Genomic DNA, 16,686 nt, shown 5'->3' on the forward strand with positions numbered 1-16,686 from the left:
CGTCTGCTCCTATACAAATGCGACGAAAAACGCTGCCGGACGGAATTAACATCCGGCAGCGCGGTATCTTCAGAACGAGTTATTTGTAAGCGTGAGCCCGGATCTTATCGAGGCGAGCCAGGATCGCGTCGAGTTTGTCAGGCTTGACCATGAATTCCTGGAAGCCTTCCATGCCGGCCTTCGCCATATCGGCCGGGGCGTCGCGGTCGTAGAACTGCGCGAGAGCGTGGGCGTTCGCCAGCATCTCGAAACCAGCCTTCAGGAACTTATCGTCCGGCACGGTCGACTTGTTGTTGATCGGTAGCTGACCGAGCGTCTCGTTGATTTTCGTCTGGGCTTCAGGCGAGGCGAGATAGGCGAGGAACTTCTTGGCGTCTTCCTTGTTCTTCGCACCCGACGGAATGTGGAACGTGTCGGTCGGAGCCTCTTCAGAGACCGGCACCCCTGCGGTAATCTGCGGGAACGGAAGGAAGCCGATCTGGTCTTGCTTCAGTCCGCCATCCTTCATCGGGGCGACGGCGAAATTGCCCATCAGATACATGGCCGCCTTGCCTTGAACGAATTGCGGCATGGCGTCCTGCCAGTCGAGAGCTGCATGGTTCTCGATGAAATAGCCCGGCTTCACCAGTTCTGCCCACTTGGCGAATACGGCTTTGACCCTCGGATCGGTGTAAGGCACCTTGCCGGCGGTCAGATCCATGTGGAATTCATAGCCGTTGACGCGCAGGTCGAGATAGTCGAACCAGCCGGCGGTCGGCCACAGGGCCTTCGTGCCGATCGTAAACGGTGTGATGCCTGCGCTTTTCAGCTTGGCGCATGCGGCCACCAGCTCATCCCAGGTCTTTGGCGGGGTAATGCCTTTGTCCTTGAAGATATCGGCGCGGTAATAGATGCCCCACTGATAGTTGGTGTAGGGGACGCCCCACTGCTTTCCGTCGATCGTCATCGATGCCGCAGCAGACTTCAACTGGTCGTTCAGGCCGTTGGCTGCCCAAACGTCGCTGACATCGGCAAAAAGACCCGCCTTGACGAAGGGTGCCATGCGGTTGCCGGCATACCACGCCACGACGTCAGGCGCGTCGGCGGTCAGGAAGTTGCGGATCGCGGACTTGTAGCCTTCGTGGTCGAAATTGTTCCACTTAACCTTGATGTCCGGATTCTTCGCCTGAAAATCCGCAATCAGTTGCTCCATCGCCTTCTTCGGCGCCGGATCCGATTGGTCGGAATTGAGAACGATTTCGCCAGCGCATGCCGCCGATGCGACGAGCATGTAGCTGAATGCTATAGAGCCGATATTCTTCAATAGGGTCAATTGATCCTCCACAGACCTCATGGGCTTTGGCCGCCCGCGCACACGTCACTCCCGTGTACGGTGGTTGATATTCATCATCCAAATTCGTAGAGCTCTACCGCCATACGGAAGATCGCTTCCGGTTTTCTAAGATCGAGACCCCGCCAGAGCATCTTCCAATGTTGATCGAAGACGAGTCAGTTCCAGTTCACGATGGCCCGACGCGCCATCCGCTTGTCGTTTTCGGCGATCATCGCTTTTGCGCTGGAGAAAGGCTGGAGGTGCGGCGCATGAGCGGTCCGCACATGCACAGCCAGGTGGAGCTCAACTACGTCCTCGATGGACGCATCACATACTGGTTCGACGGCCGCAGGCTCCAGATTTCGCAGGGGCAGCTCTGCCTTTTCTGGGGAATGATCCCGCACCAGGTCGTCGAGGTGACGGAGCCTGCGAACTTCGTCTGCCTCTATGTCCCTATGTCCGTGCTCGTCAACATGCGCAGCATGGGAAGCTTTCGGGATGCTGTCTTCCGCGGCGGCCTGATAGAGGCGCAAAGCGTCAGGCCGCATGACCGCGAAGTCCTTCTCAGATGGCGCGATGAGTTGCTGTCGGGCGATCCGGAGCTGGAACAGATTGTCCGCGACGAGCTGGTCGCTCGCATACGGCGGATTGCGCGGGAGGGCTGGCTGGACTTGCGCGAGCAGGGGTCGGCAATCGCTGTATCGCGCAATCAGGACCCTGACCGGCTGCCAAAGGTCGAGAAAATGATCCGCTTCATTGCCGAACATGCATTGGGCGAAATATCGGCTGTCGATGTCGGATTGGCGGCAGGGCTGCATCCAAACTACGCCATGTCGGTATTCAAGAAGACGGTCGGTCTTACCGTCAATCAGGCCATAACGCGCCATCGGCTGGATACGGCCCAATCCCTGCTGATCTCAAGCGACCTTCCGGTGGCCGCCGTCGCGTTCGAATCGGGATTTGGCTCGCTGTCCCGCTTCTATGAGGCCTTCGAAGAGCGTTTTTCGACAACTCCGGCGAGATATCGGAGCGGCTTCGGTCTGGTGAGCGCGAAGCCTGCTCCGGCCGCCTAGCTGTTCGAGGAGGCTGCCTCAGATCGAGCGGACAAATTCCGGCAGGGCCTCGAAGAGATCGGCGACGAGGCCGTAGTCGGCGATCTGGAAGATCGGTGCCTCCTCGTCCTTGTTGATGGCGACGATGACCTTACTATCCTTCATGCCGGCGAGATGCTGGATGGCACCGGATATGCCGCAGGCGATATAGAGCTGTGGTGCCACCACCTTGCCGGTCTGGCCGACCTGCCAGTCGTTCGGGGCATAGCCGGCATCGACGGCCGCGCGGCTTGCGCCGACGGCAGCCCCGAGCTTGTCGGCGACGGGAAGGATGACTTCCTTGAACTTTTCCGCCGACCCCAACGCGCGGCCACCGGAGATGATGATCTTCGCCGAGGTGAGTTCCGGACGGTCGGACGCCGACAGCGCATCGGCGACGAAGCTGGACAGGCCGGGATTGGCGACCGCCGGGATTGCTTCGATCGTGGCCGAACCACCGTCTGCGGCAGAGGCGAAGGAAGCGGTGCGCACGGTGATCACGCGTCTGGCATCGGTCGACTGCACCGTCTGGATGGCATTGCCGGCATAGATCGGCCGCTTGAAGGTATCGGCGGAGACCACCTCGATGATTTCCGAGACCTGGGCGACATCGAGCAAAGCGGCGACACGCGGCATGACATTCTTGCCGACGGAGGTGGCCGCCGTCAGGATGGTGTCATAGCTGCCGGCCAGCGCCACGATGAGATCGGCAAGCGGTTCTGCGAGATTGTTGGCAAGCGCGTCACTTTCGGCCAGCAGCACCTTGGAGACGCCAGAGAGTTTCGCTGCCTGCTCGGCAGCCGGTCTAGCGTCCTTACCGGCGACGAGGATGTGCACGTCGCTTCCCGTTCCCTGGGCGATCTGGGTCGCCGCCGTCAGCGCCTTGGCGGTCTGGTCGGAAAGGTGGTTGCTATCATGATCAGCCAGAAGAAGAATGGCCATGGTGTCTAACTCCTCGTTCGGACTGGATTACAGCACGCCGGCTTCGGTCTTGAGTTTTTCGACCAGCTCGGCCACCGACTTGACCTTGACGCCCGCCTTGCGGCCCGACGGCTCCTCGGTCTTCAGCACCTTCAGGCGCGGTTCGGTGGAGACGCCGAAATCGGCCGGGCTCTTCTTGTCGAGCGGCTTCTTCTTCGCCTTCATGATGTTCGGCAGCGAGGCATAACGCGGTTCGTTGAGGCGCAGGTCCGTCGTGACCACCGCCGGCAGCTTGACCTCGATCGTCTGCAGGCCACCATCGACCTCGCGGGTGACAGTCGCCTTGCCATCGCCGATCTCGATCTTCGAGGCAAAGGTTGCCTGCGCCGAACCGAGCAGCGCCGCCAGCATCTGGCCGGTCTGGTTGCTATCATCATCGATCGCCTGCTTGCCGACGATGATCAGGCCGGGCTGTTCGGCCTCGGCCACGCCTTTCAGGATCTTCGCCACCGCCAGCGGCTCGACTTGATCGTCGGTCTCGACCAGGATGGCACGATCGGCACCCATGGCGAGCGCCGTCCGCAGCGTCTCCTCGGCCTTGGCCGGGCCGATCGATACCACCACCACCTCCTCGGCCTTGCCGGCCTCCTTCAGCCGCAGCGCTTCCTCGACCGAGATCTCGTCGAATGGGTTCATCGACATCTTCACATTCGCAAGCTCGACACCCGTGCCATCCGCCTTCACGCGGATCTTCACGTTGTAATCAACCACCCGCTTCACCGGGACGAGAATCTTCATCACATATTTCCTTATGCGAGCGTGTAGGCGGTCTTGACCGAGGTATAGAATTCCGCCGCGTATCGGCCCTGTTCACGCGGCCCATAGGACGAGCCTTTTCGTCCGCCGAATGGTACGTGGAAGTCGACACCGGCGGTTGGAAGGTTGACCATCACCATTCCGGCCTCCGAGTTTCGTTTGAAATGGGTCGCATATTTCAGGCTGGTCGTCGCAATGCCGGAGGACAGGCCGAAATTGGTGTCATTTGCGACCGCAAGTGCCTCCTCGTAGTCCTTCACCCTGATGACTGCAGCGACAGGGCCAAATATTTCTTCGCGCGCAATCCGCATCTGATTGGTGGCTTCGGTGAACAAGGCCGGCTGCAGATAGAAGCCGGGCGTGCTTCGTTCCAGTTGCTCGCCACCGAATGCAAGCTTTGCGCCTTCCCGACGCCCGATATCGATATATTCCACATCCTGCTTCAATTGGCTTTCGTCGACGACCGGGCCGATATGAGTGCCGCCCTTGAGGGCATCATCAATAACGAGTCCCTTCATGCGTTCCGTCAACGCGGCGACAAAGCGGTCATGGATGCCTTCCGTCACGATCAGGCGGGAGGACGCGGTGCATCGCTGGCCTGTCGAGAAAAAGGAAGAGTTGGCGGCTGCTTCGACGGCGACGGAAAGGTCTGCATCGTCCAAAACCACAAACGGATTTTTGCCGCCCATCTCGAGCTGGAACTTCCTGTTATGCTCGATGGACGACAATGCGACGCGTTTGCCGGTCCCTACCGATCCGGTGAATGTCAGAGCGTTCACGTCGGGGCTGTCGAGCATGGTTTGCCCAACCACGCTGCCGCGGCCCATGACCAGATTGATGACACCGGCTGGCGCGCCGGCACGATGAATGATGTCGACGAGCGCCCAGGCGCAACCCGGCACCAGGTCGGCCGGTTTCAAGACGACGGTGTTGCCGTAAGCTAGTGCCGGAGCGATTTTCCAAGCGGGAATCGCAATTGGAAAGTTCCAGGGTGTAATCACCCCGACGACACCAACCGGTTCACGGGTGATCTCGACACCGATGCCGGGCCGAACCGAAGGAAGGATTTCGCCTGAAAGCCGCAGCACTTCACCGGCAAAGAAATCGAAGATCTGTCCCGCGCGGGTCACCTCTCCAATCGCCTCGGGAAGAGTCTTGCCTTCCTCTTGGGCGAGGAGCCGGCCAAGTTCTTCCTTCCGGGCCACGATTTCGTCGCCCGTCTTCTTCAAGACGGCATGACGCTCCAGGATCGGCGAACGCGACCAGGCTGGGAACGCCGTCTTTGCCGCAGCGATCGCGGCCCTGGTATCATCAGCGCTCGCGCGAGCATATTCCCCGACACTCTCGTTGGTGTTGGATGGGTTGATGTTTGCAGACGCGTCGCCCGCAACCCATTCACCGGCAATCAGATTCTTGTGCAGCATGGAGATGGTTCCGTTCAATGCAGTCCGAGATAGGCCTTGCGGACTTCCTGGTTGTCGAGAAGAGAGGCGCTCTCGCCGGAAAGGTGGATCTTCCCGTTCACCATGACATAGGCTCGCTGCGAGAGCTTGAGCGCGTGATTGGCATTTTGCTCGACCAGAAAGATCGTCTTGCCCATGGATGCGATCTCGCGCAGCACCTCGAATACGCGCTTCACTACGAGAGGCGCCAGTCCGAGCGAGGGCTCGTCGAATAGGATCAATTCGGGGCGAGCCATCATTGCCCGGGCAATTGCGAGCATCTGTTGTTCACCGCCCGACATCGTACCGGCTGTCTGGTTGCGACGTTCCTTGAGGCGAGGAAAGAGTTCGAACATGGTCGTTCGATCGTCCTCGAAATAGGCCATGCCGATGGGTGTCGTGCCCATCATCATGTTCTCTTCCACGGTCATTTCCTGATAGATCTGGCGACCCTCCGGAACGAGCGCGATGCCGCGGCGGGAAATCCTGTTCGTCGGTATGCGCGAGATGTCCTCGCCGCGATGTAAAATCCTGCCGGAAGAGGCGCGCGGCGCGCCGAAAATCGATGATAGCAATGTCGTTTTGCCTGCCCCGTTTGCGCCGATCAGGCTGACGATCTCGCCCTCGAAAATGTTGACATCAACCGCTTTCAGGGCTTCGACCGGGCCGTAATGAGCATGGACGGCAACAAATTCCAGAAGCGGTATCTTTATACCGGAAGGCTGGCTCATGCTTGCACCTCCTCTTCACTGACACCCAGATAGGCCGCAACCACAGCGGGATCGTTGGCGACATGCGCGGGCGTGCCGTCGGAGATGACCTCTCCGTGGTCGAGTACGACGATATGGTTGGAAATGCGCATGACCAGGCTCATGTCGTGCTCGATGACGAGAACTGTTTGGCCGTGTTCGTTGCAGAGCCGTTGGATGACCTCGGACAGATCCCGTGTTTCGGAGGGATTGAGGCCGGCGGCGGGTTCGTCGAGGCAGATCAGCCTCGGCGCAGTGCACATCGCCCGAGCGATCTCGAGCCGTCGCTGGCGACCGTAAGGAAGCTCGGCCGCGAGGCGATTGGCATCCTCGACTAGGCTCATCTGCTCGAGCCAATAGTAGGCGCGATCCACCGCTTCGCGTTCGGCTCTCCGGAACCCCGGGGTGAAAAAGACGCCGCTCAGAAGATTGTTGCGTGTCGCAAGGTGCTGAGCGACGAGGAGGTTTTCGACGACCGACATCTCCTTGAACAGACGGATGTTCTGAAATGTCCTCGCGATGCCGGCGCGCGTTACGAGATGCGAGCCGCCGGAAATCGGTTTTGTGACCAACTCGCCGATGTCCTCTGCACCATTAGTTCCGTTCAGGACGATCCGGCCCTCGCTTGCGCGATAGAACCCGGTAATGCAGTTGAACATCGTCGTTTTGCCGGCTCCGTTGGGGCCGATCAGCGCCGTAATCGAACCTCGTTCGACGCGGAAGCTGACATTGCGGTTGGCGATGATGCCGCCAAAACGCATCGTGACATTTTGAACGTCCAGTATGGGCTCACTCATCGTCTCGCCTCCAATTGGGTCTGGAGGGGCATTTCGGCGCTGCTCGCTTCCATCCTGGTGCTCGGGAAGAATGCCGGGCGTTTGATCCGAACCAGGCCGCGCGGCTTCCAAATCATCATCACGACCATGAGGACGCCGAACACCAGAACGCGATATTCCGCGAACTCTCGCAGCATTTCCGGCAGGACGGTCAGCACGAGAGCGGCAAGGATGACGCCGATGGTTGATCCAAGGCCGCCAAGGACAACGATGGCAAGGATGAGGGCCGATTCGAAGAAGGTGAAGGACGTCGGATTGACGAAGCCTTGGTGGACGGCGAAGAAGACACCGGCAAGCCCGCCAGTCGATGCGCCGAGCATGAAGGCGGTGAGCTTCGTGAAGACGTGGTTTACCCCCAGAGAGCGGCAGGCGACCTCATCTTCGCGCAGCGCTTCCCACATGCGCCCAAGCGGCATGACGCGAAGCCGCTCGACTACATAGATGACCATGCAGACGGCAAGGAAAAGTACGAGGTAGATGAACCAGAATTTGTAGTCCGCGCTGTAAGGAATGCCCAAATATTCATGCAGCGGAACGCCGCCTTGTTTTGCGGTGCGGGTGAATTCCAGGCCGAGGATTGTCGGCGGCGGAACGGGAGCGCCGTTTGGACCTCCGGTGAAATCGCCCCAATTGTTCAATATGAGACGGATGATCTCGCCAAACCCCAGCGTCACGATGGCAAGATAGTCGCCGTGCATCTTCAGCACGGGAAAGGCTAGGATCATCCCGCAGAGGCCGGCAAGGAACGGGGCTATGATCAAAGCCGTCCAGAATCCGAAGCCGACATATTGCGAGCCAAGTGCAAGCAGGTAAGCGCCGACTGCGTAAAAGGCCACAAATCCAAGATCGAGCAGACCTGCGAGACCTACGACGATATTCAATCCCAGGCCGAGCAGGCAGTAGATCAGCGCCAGTATGGCGACGCCGAGAAAGTACTTGTCCGCGACGAAGGGGAGGCTCAGTCCTGCAAGGAGCAGGACAGCGAGAAGCAGCACCGGCGATTTTTCCTTGCCGGTCATGACCGTGACGCCGGCATTATTTCCGGCAAAGCGTTGCCTGAATCCCTTGCCCAATCTGCTGGACTGGAAAACCGAGATCGCAAGACGTCCAAGCGTGACGATTGCCGCCAATGTGACCGCCCGCATCAGTTGGTTTTGGAAGGAGAAGCCCTCCAGAACCAGTCCGGAGATCGGGCCGAACAGAACGATGCAAACGGTAAATGTGAGAAGCGCTTCCTTGGCAAGCGCAACTAGCCTGTGGGGTTTCATGTTGCCTGGCTCCTCATTTAGACTTTCTGGATTTCCGGGCGGCCCAGAAGGCCGGAGGGACGGAAAAACAGCAGGATGATGAGCAGCGCGAAGGCAAAGACGTCCTTGTAGTCGGTACTGACGTAACCGGCGAAAAGGGCTTCTGTTAATCCAAGCAGCACTCCGCCCAGCACGGCACCCGGCAGCGATCCGATCCCGCCGAGAACGGCGGCGGTGAACGCCTTGATACCCATGACGAAGCCGATGAAGAAATTGAAAGAGCCATAGTTGAAGGTGACGAGCGTTCCGCCGACAGCGGCAGTCGCCGCACCGATAACGAAGATCGTCGAGATGATGCGGTCGGTATTGACGCCAAGAACGGCCGAGATGCGGATATTCTGCTGGGTCGCCCGGCATTCGCGCCCAATTCGCGTGTAGTTGATCACGTAGGTCAGAATTCCCATGGCGATCAATGAGGCGAACAGGATCACGGTCTGCATATAGGTGATCTGCGCAAAATGGGTGTCATCGCCGAAGCGGAACGCGCCTTGAATGAGGGTCGGCACTCCCTGGTCTCGCGCACCCTGAGCGATCTGGACATAGCTCTGCAGCATGAGCGAAATTCCGATCGCCGAGATGAGTGGCGCGAGCTTGGTCGAGCCGCGCAGCGGCCGATAAGCGACACGTTCGATCGTCCAGCCATAGACGGCGGTGATGGCGCAGCTAATGACGAGCACCGTGATCAGCGCGAACGGAACGGATTGAACGCCGAAGAAGCTGAGCACCGCCAGGACGATAGCGGCAATGTAGGCAGAGACCATGTAGACGTCGCCATGGGCGAAGTTGATCATGCGGATGACACCATAGACCATGGTGTATCCCACGGCGATCAGGCCGTAGATCGTCCCCAGCGTAATGCCGTTGAACAATTGTTGAACCAGGATGTAAAAGTCCATGGCGAACCCCTCTTATGTTTTTTAGGGCATGGATGAGCGCGCCGGACCGATGATCCGGCGCGCAGGCAAAGCTGCCTTACTTCACGAGAACGGGGGTTCCCTTGTCGTCGAAGTTGTAGAAGACGAACTTGAAGTCCTTGATGTCGCCCTTCTTGTCCCACGTGACCTTGCCGATCGCGGAATCAACGGTGTTGGTGCGCAGCCAAGCGGCCTGAGCCTTCAGGTCTTCGCCGGCCTTGAGCGCGGCAACGATTGCCTGAGCGTTCGCGTAGCCATACAGGACATAGTTTGCCGGGGTGATGTTCGCCTTCTTCAGCGCATCCTGAACGCCCTTCGTGGAGGGGTCTTCCAGCGGATCGGGTGTCGCCGAGTAGTAGACATTCTTCAGGTTCGCCGGGCCGCCGGCGGCGGAGACAAGTTCCGCCTGCGCGAAGGCGTCACCGGTGACGAATACGACATCGACGCCCTGTTCCTTAAGCTGGCGAACAAGCGGCCCGCCTTCCGGGATGAGGCCACCAAAGTAGACCGCGTTTGCGCCGGAGCTCTTGATCTTGGTGACAAGCGCGTTGAAGTCGCGCTCCCCGCGCGTCAAGCCTTCATAAAGGACCGGCTTGATGCCGCGTGCTTCGATGGTCTTCTTGACTGCATCCACCAGGCCCTGACCGTAGGTGTCCTTGTCGTGGATGAGAGCGATCTTGTCACGCTTCAGCGTATCCAGAATGAAGCTGCCGGCGACGACCGCCTGCTGGTCGTCACGACCGCAGCCACGGAACAGATTGTCAAAACCGCGATCGGTGACCGTCGGGTTGGTCGAGGACGGCGTCATTTCCAGAATGCCGGCATCGTTATAGACCTCGGATGCCGGGATTGTGCTGGACGAGCAGAAATGTCCGATCACGGCGTTTACCTTGTCCTGATCGACGAAGCGGTTGGCAACCGCGACGGCCTGCTTGGGTTCGCAGGCGTCATCGCCCTTCACCAGCTCGATCTTTTTGCCGTTGATGCCGCCGGCAGCATTTACGTCATTGATATAGGCCGACACCCCGTTGAACACCTGTTCGCCGAAGGTGGCGTTTGCGCCCGTGAATGGTCCGGCGACGCCGATCTTGATCGTGTCTGCCGCCAAGGCGTTGGAGAAGAGCAGGGCGGACGTGAGCATGGTCGCCGTCAAGAGCCTGGAAATCGATTTCATGGAATTTTCCCTCTGGTTGAAGCTACTTCGTTCAGGTTGATCAGATGCGGGTTCAGCCCGCATTCGCATGTTATTGAATCGAGGAACTGCCTAATTTTATTAGCTAATTCTCGCTTTTTGGAGTTCGGGGCTTGGCGCTTTTCGCAGCGTTTTTAGCCCTCTTCCCAGTTGACAGTTATATGATAAGTGACATATACGAAGAACGTCAAGCGGAAATGTTGCGGCACCGCTTGTCGTGGAGGAGAATGCGCAGACGCACGGCCGCATGGTTGCGGTCTCAACCGGATCTGACGCTTCGGGCGGAAGACAAAAGTGGGGAACAAGCTGGTGAACAACGCACCACGAAACTGCCGGGTCGGCGTCGACATAGGCGGCACCTTTACCGATATCGCGCTCGATCTGGGTGGCGCGCTTCACTCGACGAAGGTTTTGACGGATTACACGGCGCCCGAGCGCGCGATCCTGAAGGGTGTGAGGGCTGTCGCCGACATGGCGGGCATTGCGCTTTCAGAGATAGACATTCTCATTCACGGCACGACCCTTGCCACCAATGCGCTGATCGAGCGGCGCGGCGCGAAGACTGCCTTCGTGACGACGGAGGGTTTTCGTGATGTGCTGGAAATGCGCACCGAGAACCGTTTCGAGCAATATGACCTCAATATTTCCCTGCCGCCGGCCCTCATTGCGCGCGCCGATCGCTTCGTGGTGCGTGAGCGCGTCGATGCGTCGGGCAAGGTCCTCCTGACGCTGGACGAGGCCTCGGTGGCGGCTGTGGTCGAAAAGATCGCGGATGGCGGCTATGAGAGTGTCGCCATCGGCTTCATCCACGCTTATGTGAATGGTGCGCATGAGGTTGCCGTCCGCGACGCCATCCTGAAGCGTCTTCCGAATGTCTCGGTGTCGATCTCATCCGAGGTCTCGCCGCAGATGCGCGAGTTCGAGCGCTTCAATACGGTTTGCGCCAACGCCTATGTGAAGCCGGCGATCAAATCCTATCTCGACCGTCTCGTCGTCTCGCTGAAGGATATTGGCGTCGGTTGCTCGGTCTTCATGATCCATTCCGGCGGCGGCATCGTGTCCGTCGAAAGCGCCTCGGAATTTCCGGTGCGTCTGGTCGAATCCGGCCCGGCCGGCGGCGCGATCTTCGCGGCTGATATCGCCCGTCATCACGGTCTCGACGCGGTTCTTTCCTTCGACATGGGCGGCACCACCGCCAAGATCTGCTTGATCGAGAACCAGGTTCCCAAGACGGCCAAGACTTTCGAGGTCGCGCGCACCTATCGTTTCCGCAAGGGTTCGGGCATGCCGATTTCCATCCCGGTCGTCGAAATGGTGGAGATCGGTGCGGGTGGCGGTTCGATTGCCTCCGTTGACGGCATGCGGCAAATCCGCGTCGGACCGCATTCGGCTGCGTCCGAGCCAGGCCCCGCCTGCTATCAGCGCGGCGGCAAGAACCCCACGGTGACAGATGCCGACCTTATCCTCGGCAAGCTCGATCCGGAAAATTTCGCCGGCGGCGCCATCCGTCTTTCCATCGATGCGAGCCGCAGGGCGATGAGCGACGATATCGGATCGGTCATCGCGCTCGATCCGGAAGCGGCGGCTTACGGAACCTGCGAGATGGTGGATGAGAACATGGCCAATGCCGGCCGTGTTCACACCGTCGAGAACGGCAAGGACATTTCCGATTTTACGATGATCACCTTCGGCGGCGCGGGGCCGCTGCATGCGGCGCGCCTGTGCGAGAAGATGGGCATTTCCACTTTCCTTGTGCCTCCCGGCGCTGGCGTGGGCTCCGCCATCGGCTTTCTCAAAGCGCCGTTCGGCTACGAGTCCGTGCGCAGCGCCGTCTTCAATCTTTCGAGCTTCGATTTCGCCGAAGCCAACCGGTTGCTGGAATCCATGAAGGCCGAAGCCCTCGGCTTCGTTGAAGATGGTCTCGACAAGGGCGCACCGACCATCGAGCGCACCCTGTTCATGCGTTATGCGGGGCAGGGCTGGGACATTCCGGTGGCGCTTGAAGACGACCGGTTTGATGCGGCCAGCGCCGAAAAGATCACCGCTCTGTTCGAAAGGGAGTACGAGCGCTTCTTCGGCCGTGCAATCGAAGGCCTCGATATCGAGATCGTAAGCTGGTCGGTCAAGGCAAGCTCGCCGCTTCCGCCGGTTGACCGCGTTCCGCCGATCGCTGAAGGCAGCGTCGTCAAGCCGAGCCAAACCCGCCGCCTGTTCGAAGCTTCGCAGGGCTCTTATCTCGAAGCTGGCATTCACGAGCGCACGAGCTTGAAGCCCGGCGACGTGGTCAAAGGCCCCGCCGTCATCGTGGAGCGCGAAACCTCCACGGTTCTCACCTCTTCCTTCAAGGCAATCGTCCAGAACGATGGCTGCCTCCTCGTAACGCGGCTTTGAGGATAGCTACATGAACCAATCCATGATCGATATCCATATGCAGGTCATGTGGAACCGCCTGATCTCCGTCGTCGAGGAACAGGCGCAGACGCTGATCCGCACGGCCTTCTCCACCTCCGTCCGCGAAGCGGGCGACCTGTCGGCCGGCGTCTTTGACCTGGATGGTCGCATGCTGGCGCAGGCCGTCACCGGCACGCCGGGCCATGTCAACGCGATGGCGGAATCCGTCGCCCATTTCATCCGTGACATCGGCCCGGAGAATATCTTCGAAGGTGATGTCTACATCACCAACGATCCGTGGAAGGGAACCGGCCATCTGCACGACATCACCGTCGTCACGCCCTCCTTTCACCATGGCAAACTGGTCGGATATTTTGCCTCCACCGCCCATGTCGTCGATGTCGGCGGACGCGGCTTCGGGCCCGATGCGCGCGAGGTCTATGAAGAGGGTATCTTCATCCCGATCATGAAGTTCTTCGAGCGCGGAGAGCTGAACCGGACGCTGATCCACATTGTCCGCAACAATGTCCGTGAAAGCGACAAAGTGGTCGGCGACTTTCACGCACTTGCCGCCTGCAACGAGACCGGCCATCGCCGGCTCATCGACATGCTGACGGAATTCAATCTGGAAGACCTGTCGATGATCGGCGGCTTCATCCTCAAGCACAGCCGCGAGGCCACGCTGGAGCGGTTGAGAAACCTTCCGCACGGTTCATGGAACTACAGCCTCGATCTCGACGGCTATGACGAGCCGGTGCATCTGGCCGCAAAATTGACCATCGGCCCGGATGGCGTCGTAGTGGATTTCGATGGCACATCGGGCATGAGCAAGTTCGGCATCAACGTGCCGCTGGTCTATGCGAAGGCCTATGCCTGCTACGGCATCAAATGCGTCGTCGCTCCGGAAATTCCGAACAACGCGGCCTCCCTCGCTCCGTTTGACGTCGTCGCGCCGGAAGGCTGCATCCTCAACGCCAAGCGTCCTGCCCCGGTCGCCGTCCGTCACGTGCTCGGGCATTTCGTCCCCGATCTCGTTCTGGGGGCGCTTCATCAGGCGCTTCCCGGACAAGTGCCTGCCGAAGGTGCAAGCGCCCTCTGGAACTTGCATATGAGCGTGCGACCTGTTTCGGATCAGATCGGCGGCAAGGGTGCCGAAATCCTGATGTTCAATTCCGGCGGGTCCGGCGCACGCGCCTCGCTGGACGGGCTCAACGCAACGGCCTTCCCGAGCGGCGTCCATACCATGCCGATCGAGGCGACCGAAAATGTCGGCCCGGTCATCGTCTGGCGCAAGGAGCTGCGCGAGGGTTCCGGCGGCGCAGGCGCTCAGCGGGGTGGTCTCGGTCAGATGATCGAGATCGAAGCGGCCGAAGGTTACAGCTTCCGCTTCTCGGCGATGTTCGACCGGCTAAACCATCCGGCCCGCGGCCGCGACGGCGGACTTGACGGCGCATCGGGCGGCGTTTCGCTTGACGACGGCACGATGCTGAAGGGCAAGGGCCTGCAATTCGTGCCGGAAGGCCGGCGCCTCGTTCTGTCACTGCCGGGCGGTGGCGGCTATGGCGATCCTGCCGAGCGCCCGGCCGAGGCTGTCCAGCACGATCTCAAGCATGGCTATATCACCAAAGAACAGGCCGCAGCCTACGGCAACGGCGGCACCCGGGGAGAGCAGGCATGAACATGATTGCATTCGAAAGCAGCCGCACGGCCACCATCAAGTCGTCGCCGTCTATGGCGGTTTCCCTCGCCGCCAAGGCGATGCGGGCAAGGGGCGAGCATGTCGTCGATCTCTCGCTCGGAGAACCGGATTTCGATACTCCCGCCCACGTAGTCGAAGCCGCGATCGAGGCTATGCGCAAAGGGATCACCCGCTATACGGCCCCGGACGGCCTGCCGGAATTGCGCGAGGCAATTGTCGCGAAGTTCAAGCGCGAAAATGGCCTCGACTATGCAATGGACGAGATTTCCATCGGCAACGGAGCCAAACAGATCCTCTTTAACGCCTTCCTCGGCACGCTCGAGCCGGGCGACGAAGTGGTCGTTCCCGCACCCTATTGGGTTTCCTACACCGACATCGTCATTCTGCACGGCGGGACGCCCAAGGTTGTCCCTTGCGGAGTGGAAGACGCCTTCAAGATCACGCCGGAACGGCTGGAGGCGGCAATCACCCCCAAGACACGTTGGTTCCTGTTCAACTCGCCGTCCAATCCTACAGGCGCAATCTACACGGCGGAGGAACTGAAAGCGCTCGGCGACGTATTGGCGCGCCATCCGCGCGTTGCGATCATGTCCGACGAAATCTACGAGCATATCGTCTGCGGCGATGTGCCGTTTACGTCCTTCGCCGTGGCGTGTCCGGCTCTCAAGGACCGTACCTTGATCATCAATGGGGTATCCAAGGCCTATGCCATGACGGGCTGGCGGCTCGGTTACGCCGCAGGCCCAAAGGATCTCACCAAGGTGCTGAACAAGCTTCAGTCCCAGAGCACAACATGTCCCTCTTCGGTCACGCAATATGCAGCCGCGGCCGCACTCAACGGTCCGCAGGATTTCGTGAGGATAGCTGTCGAGGAATATAAAGCGCGGGGCAATCTCGTTGCACGGGGCTTCGGCGCCATTCCCGGACTTGAAGTGCGTGCGCCGGAGGGAGCATTTTATCTCTTCCCTAAATGTGCTCCCTATATCGGCAAGACGGCGCCTGACGGGACGAAAATCACCAACGACACGGCGCTGGCATCCTACCTCCTCACGGAGGGCAAAGTCGCCACCGTGCCGGGCGCTGCTTTCGGCGTCGAACCCTATATTCGCCTGTCTTTCGCAACGTCTCGCGAAAACCTCTCCCTTGCCATCGAATGGACAGCGGACGCGCTGGCCAAGCTTCGCTAATCAGGACGAATTCTCATGACCGACTACAAACGCACGCTTCTGACCGGCGCCGCCGGCGCTCTTGGAACCCAGCTCCGTAAATCCGGAACGAAGCTTGGGAAGATCGTTCGGCTTTCCGCGCGCAATTCCTGCGAAAACCTCGAGCCGCATGAAGAGGATTTTCCAGCAGACCTCGCTGATTTCGATGCGGTTTCCAGGGCCGTCGAGGGCTGTGAAGCCATCATCCACATGGGCGGCCAGGGCTTGGAAGCACCCTGGAAGACCATTCTCGATGCCAATATCGTCGGCAGCTACAACATCTACGAGGCGGCGCGGCAGCACGGCGTCAAGCGCATCATCTATGCCAGCTCCGTTCACGCCATCGGCTTTTACGATCGGACGGAAACCATCGACGGCAACGTGCCGACCCGCCCCGATAGCCTTTATGGCGTGTCGAAGACGTTCGTCGAGAATCTCGGCCGGTATTATTTCGACAAGTTCGGCATCGAAACCGTGAGCCTGCGGATCGGCTCGTCCTTCCCGGAGCCGACCGACCGACGCCATCTCATCACCTGGCTTTCCTATCGCGATTGCCGCCAGCTCGTCGAAAAGAGCCTGTCGGCCGAGCGCGTCGGTTTCATGGTTGCCTATGGAATGTCCAACAATAGCCGAGCGTTCTGGGATAACCGCACGGCTGCATCCCTTGGTTACAAGCCGGAAGACAGCGCCGACGACTACGCGGAAAAAGTGTTCGCAAAGACCAAGCAAGGCGATCCGAACGATCCCGCGGTGCGCTTCCAGGGCGGTAGCTTCGCGGCGGCTGGTCACTATGAAGACGAACACAAGTGAG

The 16,686-nt window shown here is 59.8% G+C and carries 14 protein-coding genes; 5 read left to right on the forward strand and 9 right to left on the reverse strand.

Annotation, left to right across the window (positions count from 1 at the left end):
• Positions 1-79: 79 nt before the first annotated feature.
• Positions 80-1,270 (reverse strand): extracellular solute-binding protein, encoded by a 1,191-nt coding sequence (locus tag NXC24_RS24990; protein ID WP_104827827.1) that lies wholly within the window; start codon positions 1,268-1,270, stop codon positions 80-82.
• A gap of 200 nt (positions 1,271-1,470) precedes the next feature.
• On the opposite strand from NXC24_RS24990, the gene NXC24_RS24995 reads away from it, so the two are divergent.
• Positions 1,471-2,385: a helix-turn-helix domain-containing protein gene (locus tag NXC24_RS24995; protein WP_104826117.1), complete on the forward strand. Its 915-nt coding sequence runs from the start codon at positions 1,471-1,473 to the stop codon at positions 2,383-2,385.
• 18 nt (positions 2,386-2,403) lie between these two features.
• Here the strand turns inward: NXC24_RS24995 and NXC24_RS25000 are convergent, their stop codons facing one another.
• From NXC24_RS25000 to NXC24_RS25035, 8 genes are all read right to left on the reverse strand, one after another.
• The gene (locus NXC24_RS25000) at positions 2,404-3,345 is read right to left on the reverse strand and encodes an electron transfer flavoprotein subunit alpha/FixB family protein (RefSeq protein WP_104826118.1); all 942 of its coding nucleotides are present in this window, start codon (positions 3,343-3,345) and stop codon (positions 2,404-2,406) included.
• A gap of 27 nt (positions 3,346-3,372) precedes the next feature.
• Complete coding sequence (locus NXC24_RS25005; RefSeq protein ID WP_104826119.1) at positions 3,373-4,122, reverse strand: electron transfer flavoprotein subunit beta/FixA family protein; 750 nt, start codon at positions 4,120-4,122, stop codon at positions 3,373-3,375.
• Between the two features lie 11 nt (positions 4,123-4,133).
• Entirely contained in the window at positions 4,134-5,564 is a 1,431-nt protein-coding gene (locus tag NXC24_RS25010; RefSeq protein ID WP_104826120.1) for an aldehyde dehydrogenase family protein, read from the reverse strand.
• A 14-nt stretch (positions 5,565-5,578) separates the two neighbouring features.
• The gene (locus tag NXC24_RS25015) at positions 5,579-6,313 is read right to left on the reverse strand and encodes an ABC transporter ATP-binding protein (RefSeq protein WP_104826121.1); all 735 of its coding nucleotides are present in this window, start codon (positions 6,311-6,313) and stop codon (positions 5,579-5,581) included.
• The gene (locus NXC24_RS25020; protein WP_104826122.1) at positions 6,310-7,128 is read right to left on the reverse strand and encodes an ATP-binding cassette domain-containing protein; all 819 of its coding nucleotides are present in this window, start codon (positions 7,126-7,128) and stop codon (positions 6,310-6,312) included. The genes NXC24_RS25015 and NXC24_RS25020 overlap by 4 nt, the downstream gene beginning before the upstream one ends.
• Entirely contained in the window at positions 7,125-8,435 is a 1,311-nt protein-coding gene (gene livM, locus NXC24_RS25025; protein ID WP_104826123.1) for a high-affinity branched-chain amino acid ABC transporter permease LivM, read from the reverse strand. The genes NXC24_RS25020 and livM overlap by 4 nt, the downstream gene beginning before the upstream one ends.
• Positions 8,436-8,452: 17 nt before the next feature.
• Complete coding sequence (locus tag NXC24_RS25030) at positions 8,453-9,370, reverse strand: branched-chain amino acid ABC transporter permease LivH (RefSeq protein WP_104826124.1); 918 nt, start codon at positions 9,368-9,370, stop codon at positions 8,453-8,455.
• Between the two features lie 76 nt (positions 9,371-9,446).
• Positions 9,447-10,562, reverse strand: coding sequence for an ABC transporter substrate-binding protein (locus NXC24_RS25035; RefSeq protein WP_104826125.1), 1,116 nt, complete (start codon positions 10,560-10,562; stop codon positions 9,447-9,449).
• A gap of 327 nt (positions 10,563-10,889) precedes the next feature.
• Between NXC24_RS25035 and NXC24_RS25040 the strand changes: the two genes are divergently transcribed.
• The 4 genes from NXC24_RS25040 to NXC24_RS25055 are packed head-to-tail and all read left to right on the forward strand — an operon-like array spanning position 10,890 to position 16,685.
• Positions 10,890-12,971: a hydantoinase/oxoprolinase family protein gene (locus NXC24_RS25040; protein WP_104827828.1), complete on the forward strand. Its 2,082-nt coding sequence runs from the start codon at positions 10,890-10,892 to the stop codon at positions 12,969-12,971.
• Between the two features lie 10 nt (positions 12,972-12,981).
• Positions 12,982-14,649 carry a hydantoinase B/oxoprolinase family protein gene (locus tag NXC24_RS25045; RefSeq protein ID WP_104826126.1) on the forward strand — a complete coding sequence of 556 codons (1,668 nt, stop codon included), beginning with the start codon at positions 12,982-12,984 and terminating at the stop codon, positions 14,647-14,649.
• A complete protein-coding gene (locus NXC24_RS25050; protein WP_199773638.1) occupies positions 14,646-15,857 on the forward strand; it encodes a pyridoxal phosphate-dependent aminotransferase in 1,212 nt (403 codons plus the stop codon). Before NXC24_RS25045 ends, NXC24_RS25050 begins: the two co-directional genes overlap by 4 nt.
• Positions 15,858-15,872: 15 nt before the next feature.
• Positions 15,873-16,685 (forward strand): NAD(P)-dependent oxidoreductase, encoded by an 813-nt coding sequence (locus NXC24_RS25055; RefSeq protein ID WP_104826127.1) that lies wholly within the window; start codon positions 15,873-15,875, stop codon positions 16,683-16,685.
• Position 16,686 lies beyond the last annotated feature (1 nt).

Origin of the sequence: Rhizobium sp. NXC24 (assembly GCF_002944315.1) — a bacterium.
Lineage (GTDB): Bacteria > Pseudomonadota > Alphaproteobacteria > Rhizobiales > Rhizobiaceae > Rhizobium.

Excerpts from the sequence above, each read along its gene's own strand:
- NXC24_RS25055 (WP_104826127.1), top strand. The coding sequence starts at position 15,873 with ATGACCGACTACAAACGCACGCTTCTGACCGGCGCCGCCGGCGCTCTT.
- NXC24_RS24995 (WP_104826117.1), top strand. The coding sequence starts at position 1,471 with ATGTTGATCGAAGACGAGTCAGTTCCAGTTCACGATGGCCCGACGCGC.
- NXC24_RS24990 (WP_104827827.1), bottom strand. The coding sequence starts at position 1,270 with ATGCTCGTCGCATCGGCGGCATGCGCTGGCGAAATCGTTCTCAATTCC.
- NXC24_RS25020 (WP_104826122.1), bottom strand. The coding sequence starts at position 7,128 with ATGAGTGAGCCCATACTGGACGTTCAAAATGTCACGATGCGTTTTGGC.
- NXC24_RS25030 (WP_104826124.1), bottom strand. The coding sequence starts at position 9,370 with ATGGACTTTTACATCCTGGTTCAACAATTGTTCAACGGCATTACGCTG.
- NXC24_RS25005 (WP_104826119.1), bottom strand. The coding sequence starts at position 4,122 with ATGAAGATTCTCGTCCCGGTGAAGCGGGTGGTTGATTACAACGTGAAG.
- NXC24_RS25035 (WP_104826125.1), bottom strand. The coding sequence starts at position 10,562 with ATGAAATCGATTTCCAGGCTCTTGACGGCGACCATGCTCACGTCCGCC.
- livM (WP_104826123.1), bottom strand. The coding sequence starts at position 8,435 with ATGAAACCCCACAGGCTAGTTGCGCTTGCCAAGGAAGCGCTTCTCACA.
- NXC24_RS25015 (WP_104826121.1), bottom strand. The coding sequence starts at position 6,313 with ATGAGCCAGCCTTCCGGTATAAAGATACCGCTTCTGGAATTTGTTGCC.
- NXC24_RS25045 (WP_104826126.1), top strand. The coding sequence starts at position 12,982 with ATGAACCAATCCATGATCGATATCCATATGCAGGTCATGTGGAACCGC.
- NXC24_RS25000 (WP_104826118.1), bottom strand. The coding sequence starts at position 3,345 with ATGGCCATTCTTCTTCTGGCTGATCATGATAGCAACCACCTTTCCGAC.
- NXC24_RS25010 (WP_104826120.1), bottom strand. The coding sequence starts at position 5,564 with ATGCTGCACAAGAATCTGATTGCCGGTGAATGGGTTGCGGGCGACGCG.
- NXC24_RS25050 (WP_199773638.1), top strand. The coding sequence starts at position 14,646 with ATGAACATGATTGCATTCGAAAGCAGCCGCACGGCCACCATCAAGTCG.